This is a genomic window from Paraclostridium bifermentans (assembly GCF_019916025.1).
Classification (GTDB): Bacteria; Bacillota; Clostridia; order Peptostreptococcales; family Peptostreptococcaceae; genus Paraclostridium; species Paraclostridium bifermentans.
In genome coordinates this window covers 2,410,249-2,427,824 of sequence record NZ_CP079737.1, presented here as the reverse complement: position 1 = coordinate 2,427,824, position 17,576 = coordinate 2,410,249, and the positions used below count along the sequence as shown (strand labels likewise).

Annotated in this window: 16 protein-coding genes and 1 riboswitch; of the genes, 13 read left to right on the top strand and 3 right to left on the bottom strand. The window is 26.9% G+C overall.

What is annotated here, in order from left to right:
• The first annotated feature begins 108 nt into the window (after positions 1–108).
• The 9 genes from KXZ80_RS11675 to KXZ80_RS11635 all read left to right on the top strand — a co-directional run bounded on the left by KXZ80_RS11675 (position 109) and on the right by KXZ80_RS11635 (position 10,944).
• Positions 109–957 (top strand): GGDEF domain-containing protein, encoded by an 849-nt coding sequence (locus KXZ80_RS11675; RefSeq protein WP_021433639.1) that lies wholly within the window; start codon positions 109–111, stop codon positions 955–957.
• On the top strand, positions 947–2,572 hold the full coding sequence (locus tag KXZ80_RS11670; RefSeq protein ID WP_052011333.1) for a DUF2334 domain-containing protein: 1,626 nt from the start codon (positions 947–949) through the stop codon (positions 2,570–2,572). Before KXZ80_RS11675 ends, KXZ80_RS11670 begins: the two co-directional genes overlap by 11 nt.
• 2 nt (positions 2,573–2,574) lie before the next feature.
• The gene (locus tag KXZ80_RS11665) at positions 2,575–3,831 is read left to right on the top strand and encodes a glycosyltransferase (protein WP_021433637.1); all 1,257 of its coding nucleotides are present in this window, start codon (positions 2,575–2,577) and stop codon (positions 3,829–3,831) included.
• Positions 3,832–3,842: 11 nt separating this feature from the next.
• Complete coding sequence (locus tag KXZ80_RS11660; RefSeq protein ID WP_021433636.1) at positions 3,843–5,909, top strand: cellulose biosynthesis cyclic di-GMP-binding regulatory protein BcsB; 2,067 nt, start codon at positions 3,843–3,845, stop codon at positions 5,907–5,909.
• Positions 5,910–6,950 (top strand): glycoside hydrolase family 113, encoded by a 1,041-nt coding sequence (locus KXZ80_RS11655; protein ID WP_319026162.1) that lies wholly within the window; start codon positions 5,910–5,912, stop codon positions 6,948–6,950. It begins immediately after the preceding gene.
• A gap of 75 nt (positions 6,951–7,025) precedes the next feature.
• Complete coding sequence (locus KXZ80_RS11650) at positions 7,026–8,654, top strand: EAL domain-containing protein (RefSeq protein WP_021433634.1); 1,629 nt, start codon at positions 7,026–7,028, stop codon at positions 8,652–8,654.
• A gap of 22 nt (positions 8,655–8,676) precedes the next feature.
• Positions 8,677–8,778: riboswitch (purine riboswitch) on the top strand.
• Between the two features lie 97 nt (positions 8,779–8,875).
• A complete protein-coding gene (locus tag KXZ80_RS11645) occupies positions 8,876–9,448 on the top strand; it encodes a xanthine phosphoribosyltransferase (RefSeq protein WP_021433633.1) in 573 nt (190 codons plus the stop codon).
• Positions 9,449–9,587: 139 nt separating this feature from the next.
• Positions 9,588–9,749, top strand: coding sequence for a hypothetical protein (locus tag KXZ80_RS11640; RefSeq protein WP_021433632.1), 162 nt, complete (start codon positions 9,588–9,590; stop codon positions 9,747–9,749).
• Positions 9,750–9,999: 250 nt separating this feature from the next.
• Positions 10,000–10,944, top strand: a complete 945-nt coding sequence (locus KXZ80_RS11635) for a polysaccharide deacetylase family protein (RefSeq protein WP_021433631.1) — start codon at positions 10,000–10,002, stop codon at positions 10,942–10,944.
• A 141-nt stretch (positions 10,945–11,085) separates the two neighbouring features.
• On the opposite strand, the gene KXZ80_RS11630 is transcribed toward KXZ80_RS11635, so the two are convergent.
• Both KXZ80_RS11630 and KXZ80_RS11625 read right to left on the bottom strand, forming a co-directional pair.
• Positions 11,086–11,823, bottom strand: a complete 738-nt coding sequence (locus KXZ80_RS11630) for an NAD-dependent protein deacylase (RefSeq protein ID WP_021433630.1) — start codon at positions 11,821–11,823, stop codon at positions 11,086–11,088.
• A gap of 57 nt (positions 11,824–11,880) precedes the next feature.
• Positions 11,881–13,107, bottom strand: coding sequence for an NAD(P)-dependent oxidoreductase (locus KXZ80_RS11625; RefSeq protein WP_021433629.1), 1,227 nt, complete (start codon positions 13,105–13,107; stop codon positions 11,881–11,883).
• A gap of 213 nt (positions 13,108–13,320) precedes the next feature.
• On the opposite strand from KXZ80_RS11625, the gene modB reads away from it, so the two are divergent.
• From modB to KXZ80_RS11605, 4 genes are all read left to right on the top strand, one after another.
• On the top strand, positions 13,321–13,995 hold the full coding sequence (modB, locus tag KXZ80_RS11620; RefSeq protein ID WP_038285326.1) for a molybdate ABC transporter permease subunit: 675 nt from the start codon (positions 13,321–13,323) through the stop codon (positions 13,993–13,995).
• A 1-nt stretch (position 13,996) separates the two neighbouring features.
• Complete coding sequence (locus tag KXZ80_RS11615; RefSeq protein WP_021433627.1) at positions 13,997–15,043, top strand: sulfate/molybdate ABC transporter ATP-binding protein; 1,047 nt, start codon at positions 13,997–13,999, stop codon at positions 15,041–15,043.
• 27 nt (positions 15,044–15,070) lie between these two features.
• Positions 15,071–15,901, top strand: coding sequence for a DegV family protein (locus KXZ80_RS11610; protein WP_021433626.1), 831 nt, complete (start codon positions 15,071–15,073; stop codon positions 15,899–15,901).
• Positions 15,902–16,086: 185 nt separating this feature from the next.
• Positions 16,087–16,233, top strand: a complete 147-nt coding sequence (locus KXZ80_RS11605; protein WP_021429609.1) for a hypothetical protein — start codon at positions 16,087–16,089, stop codon at positions 16,231–16,233.
• Positions 16,234–16,272: 39 nt separating this feature from the next.
• On the opposite strand, the gene KXZ80_RS11600 is transcribed toward KXZ80_RS11605, so the two are convergent.
• Positions 16,273–17,328, bottom strand: coding sequence for a PTS sugar transporter subunit IIC (locus KXZ80_RS11600; RefSeq protein WP_332840958.1), 1,056 nt, complete (start codon positions 17,326–17,328; stop codon positions 16,273–16,275).
• Positions 17,329–17,576 lie beyond the last annotated feature (248 nt).

Here is a 17,576-nt window from a genome sequence, read left to right as displayed (position 1 = left end):
TTAAAGGCAAAAAATGTTAAAAAAAATCGAAAAAACGCGAAAAAAGTAAAAAAAGGAGTATAATATACACATGATTAATTAAGTAAAAAATATAAATAGGAGGGGAAAATGGATAAGTTATCAAAGAAAATAGACTCGTATATGATAGCACTAGTATTAGAATTATTTATTGTTGTAATGATATTATTTATATCAAAAGAAAATACTAATTTTTTATTGAATTTTATCATGCTAGGAATTACATTTTTAATTTCGATAACAACATATATAGGAGGCATTATATTTGGGCTTATATTAACATCAGTAGCAATATTTTTATATGCATCTTTAATATTTTATAGAAATACAGTATTGAATATAGATATAAACTATATATCTTATATTTGGATGTTAAGTATGCCTATCATATGTATGACTAGTGGAAGGTTATCTAATGTTATTTTAGCGCTTCAAAAAGATAACAAAGTATTAAAAGAAAAATATAAAAATCTTGTTACAGTTGATGAAGTAACAGGTCTTGGAAATATTAGACATTTCTATTCTACTTTAGAAAAAGAAATGAGTAAATCAAATCGACACAAAAATAAGCTAACACTAATGATGATAAAGCTTCCTTATTATAAAGAAATTAGAAAAATAATTGGAGAAGAAAAAACATATAACTTAGTTAAAAGTGTAAGCAATATAATAATAGATTCTACAAGATCTGAAGATGAGAGATATTACTTAGAAAGTGATATGATAGGGATTATAATGCCATATACCGATTTTGATGGTGCAAACACAGTAAAAGAAAGAATTAAAAAAAATATAAGTGAATTAAATTTAGAATTAAATCAAGGAAAGTCATATATAGATATAGATACAAAAATAGCTATTGTTGAATATAAAGAAAGTATAAATGGTTCTATAGAATTTAAAAATTTATGTGAAGAGGAGCTTCAGTATGATGTGTAAAAAATATATTGCTATAATTCTAAGTGTTTTATTAGTTTTTAGCAGTAGCAGCATAGTTTTTGCAGACATACAGAAAAAAGAAAAAGCTCTAATAATATATGAAAATCAAAAGACATTTTCGTATAAAGAAAATGTAGTAAATCACTTAAATGAACTTTTATATAGGTTTAACAAGAGTGTAGATAATATATATGTAAATGATTACAAAAAAGGAAATCTAACAAAATATGATTCAGTATTTGTAATAAATATAGAAAATGAAATAAATAATACTGATTTGTTAGATGATTTAGCAAATTATAAAAACAATATATATTGGATAGGAAATAGAATTGAAGACTTTTTAAGCTCTAGTAAAAAGTATGATTTAATATATGATAAAAAGGTAAATAGCATAAATGAATTAAATTATAAAGGGAAAAAACTAGCTATATCTGGAAGTGATTATTTTGATGTAGTTAACACTAGGGGTGAGAGTAATAAGGTATTAGCAACTATGAAAGATTCTTATAATGAATATCCTTATGTTATAAACAATAAAAATTTATATTTCATTGCAGAGTACAAAATAGATCAGTCCTTCATATTTGAAGATACTTTAAATGATTTTTATAATATAAAAAACTTTGAAAAAGGTAAAGTATTTGTAAGGATTGAGGATGTGCATTTATTTAGAGATAAAAATAACCTAAAAGAGATTGCAGACTATTTATATTCTGAAGGCATACCTTTTATGATAGCATTAATTCCAGCATATGTAGATAGCAAAACTGGGAAAATAAATACCATAAAAGATGATCCGGAGTTTATACAAACTATAAAGTATATGCAAGATAGAGGTGGTAGCGTTATTTTACATGGATATATGCATTCTTTAGATAAAAGAGAGATTTCAGGGGAAGGATATGAGTTTTGGGATATGGAAAAAGATGAGCCTATATCTAAAAATATGGAGAACTATGTTAAGGATAGAGTTTTAAGTGGATTGAGATTGTGTGTAGAACAGGGTATTTACCCTCTTGGATTTGAAGCACCTCACTATGCTATGGATCAAAATGGCTATACAGAGTTAAAAAAATATTTTTCAACTTATGTTGGTCAATACCAAAACAATAACGAAAACTTTGCTACAAGTAGTTTTCCATATATCATAGAAGGAAGTAAAAACTTCAACATTTTAATTCCTGAAAATTTAGGATATATAGAACGAGATAATAAGTTTTCAATAGACATTATAAAGAATAACTTTTATAAACTTTCGATGGTAAGAGGATACACTGGAGGTTTTTTCTTTCATCCTTATATGAATATAGATTATTTAAAACAAGTTATATCTTACTTAAAAGACAATGATGCAGAGTTCTTGAATTTAAAAGATATAAATAATTATGTAAGAATTGATGACATAAATATAAAATCGCAAGATGGTAAAATAGATGTTACGTATGATAAGAATAAGTCAAATGAAAAATCTAAATCTGAGATAAACTTTGAAAACTCTATGTCTAATATAAATAAGATAATCGTAATATTTGTTTCTGCTGTATTGGTTGTATTTACGATAATATTTATATTCTTTAGATTTATAAATAGACGAAAATTTAGAAGGAGATAGTTATGAACAGATTTACTATAGTAGATTACTTATTTTTATTTTCTTTAATATCTATATGGGCAATACTTTTTATAAATATTCTTTTAGCTGCAAGTGGATATGTATATTATCTTAAAAATCTTAGTTTTAAAGATGAAAGATTAAAAGAATATCCATATGTATCTATATTAGTTCCAGCTCATAATGAGGGAAAGGTTATAGGAAAAACTGTGGAGTCATTATTATTATTAGATTATCCTAGAGATAAGATGGAATTGATAGTGATAAATGATAATTCAAGTGATGATTCTAAAGATATACTTCAGAGTATAAAAAATAAATACAAAAAATATAATTTTACCATTATAAATACAGATAATATTACTGGAGGTAAAGGAAAATCAAATGCATTAAATATTGGATATCAAGAAGCAATAGGAGAGTTTATTGCAATATATGATGCAGATAACACTCCAGAAAAAACAGCACTTAGATATTTAATCCAAACCATAGTAAAAGATGATAAGTTAGGCGCTGTTATTGGGAAATTTAGAACTAGAAATAAACATAAAAATATTTTAACAAAATTTATAAATATAGAAACATTGAGTTTTCAATGGATAGCTCAAGCAGGAAGAAGACAATTATTAGGGCTTTGTACGATACCAGGAACCAACTTTGTATTAAGAAAAACAACTATTGAGCAGTTAGGTGGATGGGATACGAAAGCAATAGCCGAAGATACAGAGATAAGTTTTAGAATTTATAAATTAGGACAAAGAATAACGTATGTTCCTCAAGCTGTAACTTGGGAACAAGAGCCAGAAACTATAAATGTATGGATAAAGCAGAGAACTAGATGGGTTAAAGGAAATATATATGTACTAGTTAAGTATATAAAAAATATATTTAAAGGTAAGCAAAATAGAGTATTATTCGATATAGTATATTTCTTCTCTGTATATTTTTTATTTTTAACTTCAGTTGTAATATCAGACTGTATATTTGTTTTAAGCTTACTTAATATAGTACAGGTTAATATACCGTTTAACTTTTGGATTGTATGGGTATTATCATATATCCTATTTATTTTGCAAGTTAGCATAACTTTATCTATGGAAAAAGGCGAAAGTGGACTTGAAAATATATTTTTAGTTGCAATTATGTACTTCACATATTCACAAATGTGGCTATTAGTAGCGATTAAGGGTATGTTTGGACATTTCCAAGATGTATTTTTAAAAAGAGAAGCTAAATGGTATAAAACAGAAAGGTTCTAGGGAGGTACTTAATGAGAATAATAACTATAGCATTATCGTTAATACTAACTTTTTCTAATATTAGTTTGATATTTGCAGATAATGAAGATGTAAAAGCATACAAATTTCAAGATGACGTGACTATAAATGGTGTTATTGGAAGCACCGAAAGATTTTTTAATGTATCTCAAAATTGGGATGTTAAGGATTTGAAATTAAATTTAGTATATACAAAAAGTGAGCTATTGAATGTAAACTATTCAACCATTACAGTATTTATTAATGGAGAGCCTGTAAGCTCAAAAAGGTTAGATGGAGATAGAAAATATCAGGATAAATGGCAAGTTAACATTCCTAAGGAACTTGTAAAACCAGGATATAATAGCATTTCTATAAAAGCATATAAAACTATATCAGATAAAATATGTAGAGATGATTCTAATACTGCAAATTGGTTAGTAATACATAAACAATCAGATATAGAATTGAATTATTCATTAAAATCTAACTCAAATGAAATAAAAGACTATAATAGTATATTTACAAATATAGGTAATGAGGAGTATGTAGACACAACTTTTGTATTACCAGATAAGTATAATAGTAATGAATTAAGCTCCATAATGAATTTAAGTTTAAATATGGGACAAAAACTAAAAGCTGACAATTTTAAATTAGATGTAAAACTAAAATCAAATTTAAAAGAATACAATAACAATATTATATATGTAGGTGGAACAAATGATACATCTACAGATTTTTTAAATTTGCTAAGCAATGACGAAAAAAATCAGGCTAAAAATAAAGCTGTTATAAAACAAGTAATTTCTCCGTTTAATAAAGAAAAAAGAATGATTTTAATAATATCAGACAATGGAAAAGCTCTTAAAAATGCAACTAAATTAATATGTAGCAATGAACTTTTGGATGAATTAAATAGTAGTAGCTTCATAATTGATGAAACTAAAGATGTTTCAGATATAAAAAAAGATACTAAAAATAAATTGACTTTAAATGACTTAGGGTATAATGATTTTTTACTTAAGGGACCTTTTTCACAAGAAACTAACTTTGATGTATCTATACCTAAAAATAAAATAAGTACAGCTGGATCAAATTTGAATTTAAAGTTTAGATACGCTAAAAATTTAGATTTTGAAAGATCATTAGTTACTGTATATGTAAATGATAAGCCTATTTCAAGTAAAAAATTATCTTTAGAAAAAGCAGATAATGATAATTTAGAAGTAAACCTTCCAACGGATGTTTTAGGTAAAAATTATTATAAAATAAAAGTTGTATTTAATTTAGAGTTAAAAGATTTAATGTGCGTTACAAGAGATACAGATAACCCATGGGCTTATATTTTGGATAGTTCATTTATAAAGTTTGATTTTAAAGACAATGATAGTTTGAATTTCAAAAGTTATCCTTATCCTTTTATAGATAATCAACAAGCAAATGATATAAATGTAGTTGTTTCTAAGAATTTAAACTCTTCAGATTTAAGTAATATATCTAATATAATTGGAAATATGGGAAGAGATGCAGTTTATAATACAGGAAACTTAAATGTATTAACTGATAGTGAATTTTTAAATACGAACAAAAAAGGAAATCTTATAGTTATGGGGACTCCAGATGATAATAGTATTTTAAAAGATATAAATAAAGACTTATACATTAAATTTGATAAGAATTTTAGTGGATTTGAAAATAACGATAAGATTAAATTTTTAGATGATAAATATTCAAAACAATTATCAACAATACAACTTATAAATTCACCTTATAGTAAATCAAATTCAGCTATTATCGTATCTTCTTTAGATAAAAATAGCTTGAGTTCATCAGTAAGGTATTTATCTGATAATAATTTAACCAGAGATTTAAAAGGGGATGCAGCTGTAGTAAATAGAGATGGAGGTATTCAAGACATAAGTTTCAAAGAAAACAACACAAGAGATGAAGAACCCGAAGATAACTCTGCTAAATTTAAATTAGAGAAATCAAGTTTAACATTTGTACTTATTGCAGGATTTTTATTCTTAACTGTAATAATATCAGCTATATTATTAATATTAAAATATAGAAAGTAGTTGATAATCTTGAAAAAGGTAATAATTTTAATACTTATATTAGTTTTATGTGGAGGCACAGTTGCATGTAAATATGATAAAGCAGAAGTACCAGATAAATTAAATTCAGTAAATTTATCTACAGATTATGAAATTAATCAGGCATTACAAGATATAAAAGTGTTAAATGCAAATACTGTAAATGTACCTATAGTTATAAAAATACCTTCTTTAGAATCTAACAAAATGATTATAGATGAATACAGTAAAAATAAGGCCATACAGATTATTAAAATTTTGAAAGAAAATAATAAAACAGTAATATTAGAAGCATTTCCATGGATTGACAATGGAAGTAAATATGAAACTGAATATAATCCTAAAGATAAAGAACAATTTTTTAATGATTGGAAAAGTATATTAAGCGAGCTAATTGATGAGGTAGCAGTTCCATGTAAAGTAGACATTATAAATACAGCATCTAATTTCAGTAAGCTTGAACCTTATGAACAACATTGGTGTGACATAATAGATTTTACGAAAAAGAGATTCAAAGGACTTGTAACATATAAAACTTCATGGTGGTACACTGCAAAATGGGATCTCAAAAGTAAAGAATTATATAATGAAAAATTAAATAACAAATTGTTTTCGAAAGTAGATTTTATATCTATTGCAGCTTATTTTGAGCTTAGTGATAAACCTATAAATACAGTTGAGGAGTTGGTTAAATGCATAAATAGTTCTACAGTAAACAATAGAAATCAAAATATAAAACAAGAAATTGAGAACTTTGCAAATAAATATAATAAAAAAATTTTTTTAGGGGAATTAGGATTTCCAAGACTTGAATATGCGGCAACACACCCTTGGAACAATAATGTATCTGACTTGGTAAATGGAGATGAACAAGCTAGATGTTTTAACGCATATAAAATAGCCTTTGACAATGAAAAGTATATTAAAGGGTTTTCTATTTTTGCTGTAGGACAAAAAGGTAAAGATAAAATGTTTTACCCATCAAAAGAGAGTATGAATTTTATTAAACTATGGTATGAATAAAATGGGAATATATGGTTAAGAAAGATTAAAGATAATATTATTATTAAATACAAAACGATTGAAACGGAGAGAATTATGCTTAAAAAAATAAGTAACATTTTAGTTATTCTCATAGTATTAATACCCATAATTGATAATAATATATATTCACAGGAGAAACCATATAAAAATAAAGTTATAAAAGTTGGATTTTATGATTATAACCCGTATTTTTATATAGACAAAGGAAATCCAACTGGATATTATAACGATATATTAGACACTATATGCAACGATTTGGGAATTGAATATGAGTATAAATATACTAATATTTTACAAGCAATGAGTATGTTAAAAAATGGAGATTTAGATTTACTTATTGGAATTAATAGAACAGAAGATAGAGTTAATGAATTTGAATTTACAGATAGTTATATAACTTTAGAAACCTATGGTATATACACCAATAAAAGTATAGAATATGGAAATTTAAAAGAGTTGAAAAATCTAAGGTTTGGACATATACCTGGAGAAACTAATTCGAAATGGATAATGGATTTATTAGAAAATAGGGATATAAAAGTAATTCCTGTTGAAGCTCAATCTTATAAAGAACTTGATGACTTATTAATAAAAAATGAAATTGATGCTACTATTTCTCATACAAATAATACAAAGTTAAGCGATATGAATGAGATTTTTGAATATTCAACAGGGCCTGTTTACATAGCCGGAAATAAAAAAAATAAACAACTTGTAAAAGATATAGATAACAAGTTAAAGTTGTATTCTAAACAAAAATATAGTCCGATAGATAATCTTAAAGATATATATTTCAATAAAGGGGATGGTATGTATAAAAGTAATTTCAAAGTAATTATTTTAATAGGATTAAGCATTATTACATTTTTAGTATATATTTTTTATAAAAAAAAATTACCATATATTAAAAAGTGCAAGATGAAAAAAATCATAAGAGAAGATTTGAAGAAAAATAAATATTTTTTATACTACCAACCTATAGTAAATCCTAAAAAAAATGAAATAATTGGATTTGAGGGGTTATTGAGATTGAGAAAAGATAATAAAATACTAACCCCTTATTTTTTTATAAAAGATATTGAAAACAATGATATGCTATTTGAAACTTCATTACATATATTAAAACTTGCAATAAATGATTATGACATTATAAAAAAATACAATAATATGAAAAATGATGAATTTTATATATCACTAAACATGTCTTTAAATGAAATTGAAAATGATACATTTATAAAACAAATATGTGATATATCAATTTTAATGAATATGAAAAAATATAGTATATGTATAGAAATTTTAGAAAAAGTTGGAATAAATGATTTAAGTAAAATAAATAGGTCTATAGAAAAATTAAAAAAATGTGGATTTATGATAGCTATAGATGACTTTGGTGTTGAATATTCTAATTTAGATATATTAGAAAAATTAGATTTTGATATAGTTAAAATAGATAAATACTTTATAGATAGTATAGAAAGTTCAATTTTTGTAAAGGAAATTATTATATTTTTATCTAATATATGTAAAGCTACGAATAAGTCCATTGTATGTGAAGGAGTAGAATATAAATGTCAAAAAGATTTTATACAAAATATAAAAAATGAAAAGATATATATACAAGGATATTATTATTTTAAACCGCTTAACATAAATGAGATAAATAAAATAAATATTGATTAATACATACTAATGATTTATAATTAGATAAACTGATTACAATATCTGTATAAATTTGACGATAAGGGTCAAGAGTTTCTACCAAATCACCGTAAATGATTTGACTACAGGAAGTTTGTTTATTATTTTTTATAGTAAATACAACTCCTGTCTTTTTAGACAGGAGTTTTTTTAAACTTTCTCAATATTATTTATGCAGTATACTAAAATTTGGAGGCATATTTATGGAAAAGTTAAAAGAAAAAATATTAACTGAAGGAAGAATTTCAGGTAATGATATATTAAAAGTAGATAGTTTTTTAAATCATCAATTAGATGTAGCATTTTTAAATGAAATAGGAAAAGAATTTTCAAAAAGATTTGAAGGTAAAAAAATAGATAAAATACTTACAATAGAAGCTTCAGGTATAGCTATAGCATCTATAGCATCCCAACATTTTGGAAATGTACCTGTGGTATTCGCAAAAAAAGTTGAATCTAAAAATTTGGATAAGGATGTTTATGAATCTGAAGTATATTCATTTACTAAAGCTAAAAATTATACAATAAGAGTTTCAAAAAGGTATTTAAATAAAGGTGAAAATATATTAGTTCTAGATGATTTTCTAGCAAACGGAAGAGCTGCAATAGGTTTAAGTGAATTAGTTGATCAAGCTCAAGCTAACTTGGTTGGAGTTGGAATAGTTATAGAAAAAGGATTCCAAGATGGAGCTAAACTTTTAGATGAAAAAAATATAAATTTACAATCATTAGTAGTTTTAGATTCAATAGAAAATGGTAAAATAAAGTTTAAATAAAGAAGCTGGTTTTTAACCAGCTTTTATTATGCATTAATTTGTAGAAAAAAATAGATAATAATTTCTGTTAAATGGTCAAAAAATGGTATATAATTTAATTGAGGTAAAAAATGGAAATAAGTAAAAAGGGGGGTCCCATATGAGGCTAAAGATAAAACTGGTAATTGGGATTACCTTAGTTTTTATATTTTTGGGGTTAGGTTATATAATTATAAATACGACTATGCGATATCAACAAGAGTTTGGAAGCATTGTATGTAATTACAGTGAAAATGAAGAAATCGGAAAAGAAAAAATTTAATTAGTCTTAAAACAAACTGCGTATGCAGTTTTTTTACGTATTATATAAACGAATAAAACTTAAAAAATAATATATAATGATTTAATAAAATTTAAAAAACAGGAATAAAATTATTAAATTTGTTTTAATTTTTTCAATATGTTACCATTTTGAAATAGTTGTTACGAAGCTGTAATACACATAATGGATTAATTAGCGTATAATGTATATATAATAAAAAGTGACATTAAGTGACAGTAAGGGGGAAGTTATGAAAAAAAATAACAATATTTTTTCTAGCTCTAATAAAAATAAGAAACGGGCAAAACTAAATGTTAAAAGAGCATTTTTACTAATGGTAGTATGTGTAGTTATATTTGGTTCTTTTAATAAAGTTAAAGCCTATGTGGATGAAACAATAAAAGAAAAACAAGAAGAAAAAGTTGCAGAGGAGAAAAGACTTGCAGCAGAAGAACAAAAACGTAAAGAAGAAGAAGAAGCTAAAAAGAAAATAATCGGAGTTAAGCATGGAGCAGAAAGTTACAGCTACAGTGCTGAAAAAGTTGCAGAGAAATTAAAAAGCGGAGACTATTCAAATAATGGAGAAAAGATAGTATTTTTAACTTTTGATGATGGAACATCAACTACAGTTACTCCAGAGATATTAAAAACATTAAAAGATGAAGATGTTAAAGCTACATTTTTTGTAACAGGATCTAATATAGAGCGTGGTGGAAAGAAAGCTGAAGATTTACTAAAGCAAGAGCTTGAAGAAGGACATGCAATAGCAAATCACTCATATAGCCATGATTATGGTATATTATACCCAAATAGAACATTAGACTTAGAAGCTTTCAAAGGTGACTTTAAAAAGACTGATGATATATTAAAAAGAGTTTTAGGACCTTACTTCTCAACAGAAGTTATAAGATGTCCAGGTGGACATATGTCATGGAAAGGTATGGAACCTTTAGATGAATATATGGCTGCTAACAGTATGGCTGCAATAGATTGGAATGCCTTAAGTGGAGATGCTGAAGGTAAAAAGAAATCACCTGAAGAATTATACAACTATGCAGTAAAAACTTCAGAGGGAAAAGAAATGGTAGTTATTTTAATGCATGATACTTATGGTAAAGAAAATACTGCAAAAGCTCTTCCGCAATTAATAAAATACTATAAAGATAATGGATATCAATTTAAAGTATTAGTATAGTGAAGATTGATTAATTGATTATATATTAAAAATAAGAGGATACGATGTATATAAAGTTACATTGTATCCTCTTATTTTTATTTAAAATAAAAACATAGAGATTAAGTTAAATATACAAAATCTCTATATTAATTAAATTTATTAAATTTTATTTAAGGCATTAAATAATACTATATCAATACTATCATTTATAACTAAATCAGCTTTATTATCAGCAGGAGTAGTACTTTTATTTATAAGGATTAAATTCTTCCCTTTAAAAAAGTCTATAAGTCCTGCTGCAGGATACACTACAAGTGATGTGCCTCCGATAATTAAAGTATCAGCTTTAGATATAGCATTAATGGATTCTTTTATTATATAATCATCTAAACCTTCTTCATAAAGAACTACATCAGGTTTAACTGTATGTCCACATTTAGTGCAAGTTGGGATATCCTTTGAATTAAGAATGAAATTAGAGTCATAAAACTCATTACAATTAACACAGTAATTTCTATGTACAGACCCATGAAGTTCAAATACATTTTTGCTACCTGCCATTTGATGGAGCCCATCGATATTTTGAGTAATTACAGCTTTAAGTTTACCCATCTTTTCAAGTTGAGCCAAAGCAATGTGAGCATTATTAGGTTTTGCATCAGGATATATAAGTTTTTTCTTATAAAAATTAAAAAATTCCTTAGTATATTTTAAATAAAAAGTATGAGAAACTAATTGCTCTGGAGTTAAAGTAATATTTAATTTCTCATTAAATAATCCGTTGGAACTTCTAAAGTCAGGTATATTAGACGCTGTTGATACTCCAGCTCCACCAAAGAATACTATATTATTACTTTCCTTTAAAATCTGAGTTAGATTTTCTATTTTTTCTGACATTAAATCATCTCCGTTTTAATTTATATAACTATTCAACCTCTCATGTATTAATAAGGTTTACTTTAAATATTCATCTATGGATTGAGCAACAATTTTAGCAGCAACAACAGCTTCTATAACCGTTTTAGCACCATGAGTAACATCTCCACAAGCAAATACTCCATCGCGAGTAGTATGCCCGCTATTATCTGTCATAATAAGTCCTCTATTATTAACGTCTAAGCCTTTGTTATTAGAAACAATAGTATTTCTAGGAACTTGGCTAACTGCAACTAGTATAGAATCACATTCTAATAACTTTTCGCTACCTTCTACAGTAATTAAAGAAGTAGTTCCATCTTCATTAACTACTTTTTTAGTATCAGCTAAAATTATACCTTCATTAACTATTTTTATAGGAGCTTTATAAGTCATAAACTCTACACCCTCTTCAATAGCTTCGTGAATTTCAGCTTTAGTTGCTGTCATATTATCAAAGTCACGTCTATATGCTACAAAAACATCTTTTGAACCATAATGTTTAGCACTTCTAGCAGCATCCATAGCAACATTACCAGCACCTATAACAACAACCTTATTTCCTAAGTCGTAATTCTTAGGAGAACGTAGGTAATCGATAGCATAGTGTACATGACCTAAGCTTTCTCCTTTTATTTCTAATCTTCTTGGATTCCAAACTCCAGTACCTATAAATATAGAATCATATCCATCTTCAAGTAACTTGTCTAATGTAAGTATAGGACCAACTGTAGCGTTGATTTTAAACTTAACTCCCATATTTTTTAGTATATTGATTAAATTATCAATTATTTCTCTTGGAAGCCTAAATTCAGGTATACCGTATCTAAGAATTCCTCCAAGCTGCTCATTTTTCTCAAACACAGTTATATTATAGCCTTTTTTTGCCAACTCAAATGCAACTGTAAGACCAGCAGGGCCAGATCCAACTATAGCAATGTTTTTTTCGTTTTTGCTTATATTAGAGAAATCAGCATCTTTTAAATAATTTTTAGAAATTTCTTCTTCTATTTTATAAAACTGAATTGGTTCTCCGTTAATTCCTCTTATACAATTACCAGCACACTGATCTTCATGCGGGCAAACAATTGCACAAACAGCAGAAAGCGGATTATTATTAAATAGAAGTTCACCAGCTTCTTTTATCTTACCTTCTTTATATAAATTTATTACAGTAGGTATATCTGTACTTATAGGACAAGCACTTTTACATCTAGCATTTTTACAAATTAAACATCTATTAGCTTCTAAATTTAAATCTAACAAAAAATCACCACCTATATTAATATCTATTATTATACCCCAGAATAAGTACTTATAACATAGGTAAAATGTCGGAAAATGTAAAAATATATAAACAAACGCATATATTTGACTAAGAAATGAGGTGAATATATAATAAAAAGTATAAATTAATAAAGCGTAAAAAGGTTATGAATAAATTTTATAATCTTTTAATATTTTAGATTGGAGCAATATATGGATATTTCGCCTTTAATTATATCTATCAAAACATCACTTGTGGCAACTTTAATAACCTTTATTTTAGGTATTAGTATATCTTATAAAATATTTTGGTATAAAGGAAGATATGAAAGTTTGATAGATACTATACTAACTTTACCACTTGTATTACCTCCCACAGTAGTAGGATTTTTTATATTAATTGCAATAGGAAAAAATGGACCTGTGGGAATGATACTTAAAACAATAGATATAAATCTCATATTCACATGGACAGCTACTGTAATTTCAGCTGTAATCGTATCTTTTCCTATAATGTATAGAAGTTTAAAAAGTTCATTTGAGCAAATAGACAATAACATGATATTTGCAGCAAAGACGTTAGGGCTTAGTGAAAAGGAAATATTTATGAAAATAATGTTACCAATATCATACCCTGGGGTAATCGGAGCTGTAATTTTATCATTTGCAAGAGCCATTGGAGAGTTCGGAGCGACACTTATGATTGCTGGCAATATACCTGGAAAAACTCAAACTATCCCTATTGCAATATTTTTTGCAGTTGAAAGTGGTGATATGAATAAAGCTATGATTTGGGTTATGATTATCATTGGAATTTCAGCGATTGTAATAACTATATCAAATTTTATATCTAAATCTAGAGATAAAAAATTTGGGAAAGGGAATTAAAATGTCTTTATATGTGAATATAGAAAAAACTTTAAAAAATTATAAGTTAAGGGTATTTATAGAAAAAACAAATAAAACTACAGGATTATTAGGGGAGTCTGGGTGCGGCAAAAGCATGACTTTGAAATGCATCGCAGGACTTGAAAATCCAGATAAAGGTAGAATTACTTTGAATGGTAAAGTTTTATATGATTCAGAGAAAAATATAAATTTAAAACCTCAAGAAAGAAATGTGGGCTTTGTATTTCAAAACTATGCATTATTTCCTCACATGACTGTATATGAAAATATAGAAATAGGATTAAAAAATATAGATAAAAAAAACAAAAATTTAATTTGTAATAAATACATAGAAGATTTTAATTTAGAAAAAGTAAAAAATAATTTACCAAATCAACTATCAGGAGGGCAGCAACAACGAGTAGCACTGGCAAGAGCTTTAGCAAAAGAACCAGATATATTACTTTTAGATGAACCATTATCAGCGTTAGATTACCATTTAAGAGGTGAAATTGAAGAAAACTTAAGAGTTATACTGAACAGATATAAGGGGAGCACAATATTTGTAACACATAATATAAATGAAGCTTACAGAGTATGTGAGGATATAGTTGTATATGATGAAGGTGTTGGAGTAGTAACAAGAAATAAATATGAATTATTCAATAATCCGAAATCTATAAAAGAAGCAAAATTAACAGGGTTTAAAAATATATCAAGATTTAAATTTATAAATGATAATTTGATTTATGCAATAGATTGGAATTTAAATATTGCTATAGACAATGCAAACCAATATAAAAATTTACAATATTTATGTATACGTGAATATGATATAAAAATTAGTGATAATAGAAGGAGTGATGAGATTTATATGGAAGTTATAAATATTACAGAAAATCCTTTTGACTTTACTATTGTAATAAAAAATGAGAAGTTTAGTAATGCAGCTGTTATTTATATGAATATTAAGAAACATGATATAAATACAATTATAGGTGACTCGATAAAAGTGATTTTTAATAAAGAAAAAATCTGCTTTTTTTAGAAAATTCAAAACAAAGGAGGAGTTGCAATGAATAATTTAAAGATAGTATGTGATAGTTTATCTGATATATCAAAAGAGTTAAGGGATAGGTATGATATCGAAATGGTTCCGTTGACGGTTAGATTTGATGATAAAGAATATAGAGATGGTATAGATTTAGAGCCTAAAGAATTTTATGATATGTTGAGAGATGGAAAAATGCCTCAAACATCACAAGCTACATACTCTCAATTTAAATCTGTATTTGATAAATTTGTAAATGAAGGTAGAGAAATTTTATACATATCAGGATCATCTAGGGCTACAGGGACATATCAAAGTGCAATAATGGCAAAAAATGATACGAATGGTAAAATATATATTTTTGATACTATGAATTTTTCATATGGCTGCGGGATGCAAGTTGTTAAAGCTGCACAAATGGCTAGAGACGGTGATAGTATAGATAATATTTTAAATCAATTAGAATATATGAAAGAGAATATGTATGTAGTATTTTCTGTAGATGACTTAAAATACTTGCAAAGAGGTGGTAGGATATCATCATCTAAGGCTGTTATAGGAAATATGTTAGGGATAAAGCCTATATTAGAAGTTAAAGATGGGTTAGTAATGCCAGTAGCGCAAGTAAGAGGAAAGAAACATGTATTTTCTAAGATGGTAGATATGACTAAAGAATATTGTGGGGAAGGAAAAGAAATTGCTATAGGACATGGTGATTGTAATCAGGATATGAGTAAATTAAAGGATCTTGCAACTTTGGAGTTAAATCCTAATGGAATTTCAATAGTAGATGTAGGATCTTGTGTAGGTGCTCATGCAGGTCCAGGGATTTTAAGTATATTTTGTGTTAGATAGGTAAGTGCTATAAATTTAAAAGATAAAAATTAGGCATAGGTCATTGGACTTATGCTTTTTTTTCTTAATGAAATTTGCGATATGTTAGTTAAATTAGTAATTTGTTAAAAAATTACCATAATATTTGGTGTATTTGTAGTCAATTGATTGCAATTCGTATACAATTTATGTGGGAGGGGAGAATTATGAAGTTATATGCGCTTTGTTGTATCACTGTTTTAGGTATATTTATATATGGAGGACAAGGAGAAGAGCCTGTAATGAAAGAAGTTTTTAATGAGATTCAAATAGAAGAATCAACAAAATTAGACATTGAAATTTTTTGCGCATAAAAAAAGCACATCATATGATGTGCTTTTATAATATGCTGACTAAGCAGCAGTATCTTCGTCATTTCCGTTACCACGTATTATATCAGCAGTAACTATTTTGTAGTTCTTGAATATTGTATGTCCTAAGAATCCAGCGAATATACTTACTACTATACATCCAGCAGCAGCCATTAAAGCAGGAGTTCCGTTTTGTCCAACTGCTACAGCGAAACCAGCTATTGGAGTAGCCATACCTGGAACACTTATTGCAAGAGGTGCAACGTAAGTACTTATTAAAGCAACTACAACACCTGATAATGCTCCACCTATAAAGTTAGTAGTGAATACTGGTATTGGGTTTGCAGATATTATATCTGATTGAGTTAATGGCTCTATAGCAACAGCTATAGTATCTTTCTTATCACCAAACTTCATTCTAGAGAAGAATACAAAGTTCATGAAAGAAGAACCAAATACTGCTAATGCACCTATTGCCATTGGAAGACCAGTTAAACCTATTATAGATGTTAATGCCATTGATGATAATGGAGCAGTAGCAACAACTGTTATTAATCCTCCAAGTATTATACCCATGAATATTGGAGAAGATGTAGAAGCAGCTGTTAAAGCTTGTCCTATTTGCATTAATGTATCATTAACTATTGGGTTCATAAACATAGCTATTGCTCTTGATAATGGAGCAGCAACTAATATTATAACTATTAAGTCAAGACCAGCAGGAGTTTTTTCCTCTAAGAACTTAACAACGAATGATATTAAGTATCCTGCAACGAATCCTGGAAGTATTCCGAATCCTGAAACTGTTAAACCAACTAAAACTGCATAAACTGGAGATACTCCTAAAGCTAATGGTACTAATATACCAGCAGCAACTCCTCCTAAACTACCGTTTGCAGCTCCAACTTGCTCTAAGAAAGAGATTCCAAATTGTTGTCCAAATAATGAAGCGTGGAATGCTTCAACTAAGAAACTTGCGCAAGCAGCACTTGCTAGTGCACCCATAGCTTTCATACCGTGAGGTGCTTTGTAACTGAATAAAGTGAATAATGCCAGTACAACTAATAATAGTGCCGTACTCGTTATAATTTGCATCATAAAAAGTTTTCCTCCTCGTTGATTAAAATAAATAAATGCTTGTTATTGTTTTCCCGCTTTTTGCGGTTATGATTCAATTATATTATAAAAAATTAATTTTGTAAATAGTTTAAATGTAGAAAAATGTAGAAAGAGTTAGAAAATAAAATCAAATTTGAAAAATAATGTTAAAATTGCAACACAATCATATTAGTATTTTTGGGTGTTGTCTATACAAAGGAATTAGTGTAAACTAGAGTTTGACAATA

Coding starts and splice junctions, on each gene's coding strand:
- KXZ80_RS11675 (WP_021433639.1), top strand. CDS start 109: ATGGATAAGTTATCAAAGAAAATAGACTCGTATATGATAGCACTAGTA.
- modB (WP_038285326.1), top strand. CDS start 13,321: ATGGATATTTCGCCTTTAATTATATCTATCAAAACATCACTTGTGGCA.
- KXZ80_RS11650 (WP_021433634.1), top strand. CDS start 7,026: ATGCTTAAAAAAATAAGTAACATTTTAGTTATTCTCATAGTATTAATA.
- KXZ80_RS11635 (WP_021433631.1), top strand. CDS start 10,000: ATGAAAAAAAATAACAATATTTTTTCTAGCTCTAATAAAAATAAGAAA.
- KXZ80_RS11645 (WP_021433633.1), top strand. CDS start 8,876: ATGGAAAAGTTAAAAGAAAAAATATTAACTGAAGGAAGAATTTCAGGT.
- KXZ80_RS11665 (WP_021433637.1), top strand. CDS start 2,575: ATGAACAGATTTACTATAGTAGATTACTTATTTTTATTTTCTTTAATA.
- KXZ80_RS11660 (WP_021433636.1), top strand. CDS start 3,843: ATGAGAATAATAACTATAGCATTATCGTTAATACTAACTTTTTCTAAT.
- KXZ80_RS11605 (WP_021429609.1), top strand. CDS start 16,087: ATGAAGTTATATGCGCTTTGTTGTATCACTGTTTTAGGTATATTTATA.
- KXZ80_RS11630 (WP_021433630.1), bottom strand. CDS start 11,823: ATGTCAGAAAAAATAGAAAATCTAACTCAGATTTTAAAGGAAAGTAAT.
- KXZ80_RS11610 (WP_021433626.1), top strand. CDS start 15,071: ATGAATAATTTAAAGATAGTATGTGATAGTTTATCTGATATATCAAAA.
- KXZ80_RS11615 (WP_021433627.1), top strand. CDS start 13,997: ATGTCTTTATATGTGAATATAGAAAAAACTTTAAAAAATTATAAGTTA.
- KXZ80_RS11600 (WP_332840958.1), bottom strand. CDS start 17,328: ATGATGCAAATTATAACGAGTACGGCACTATTATTAGTTGTACTGGCA.
- KXZ80_RS11640 (WP_021433632.1), top strand. CDS start 9,588: ATGAGGCTAAAGATAAAACTGGTAATTGGGATTACCTTAGTTTTTATA.
- KXZ80_RS11670 (WP_052011333.1), top strand. CDS start 947: ATGATGTGTAAAAAATATATTGCTATAATTCTAAGTGTTTTATTAGTT.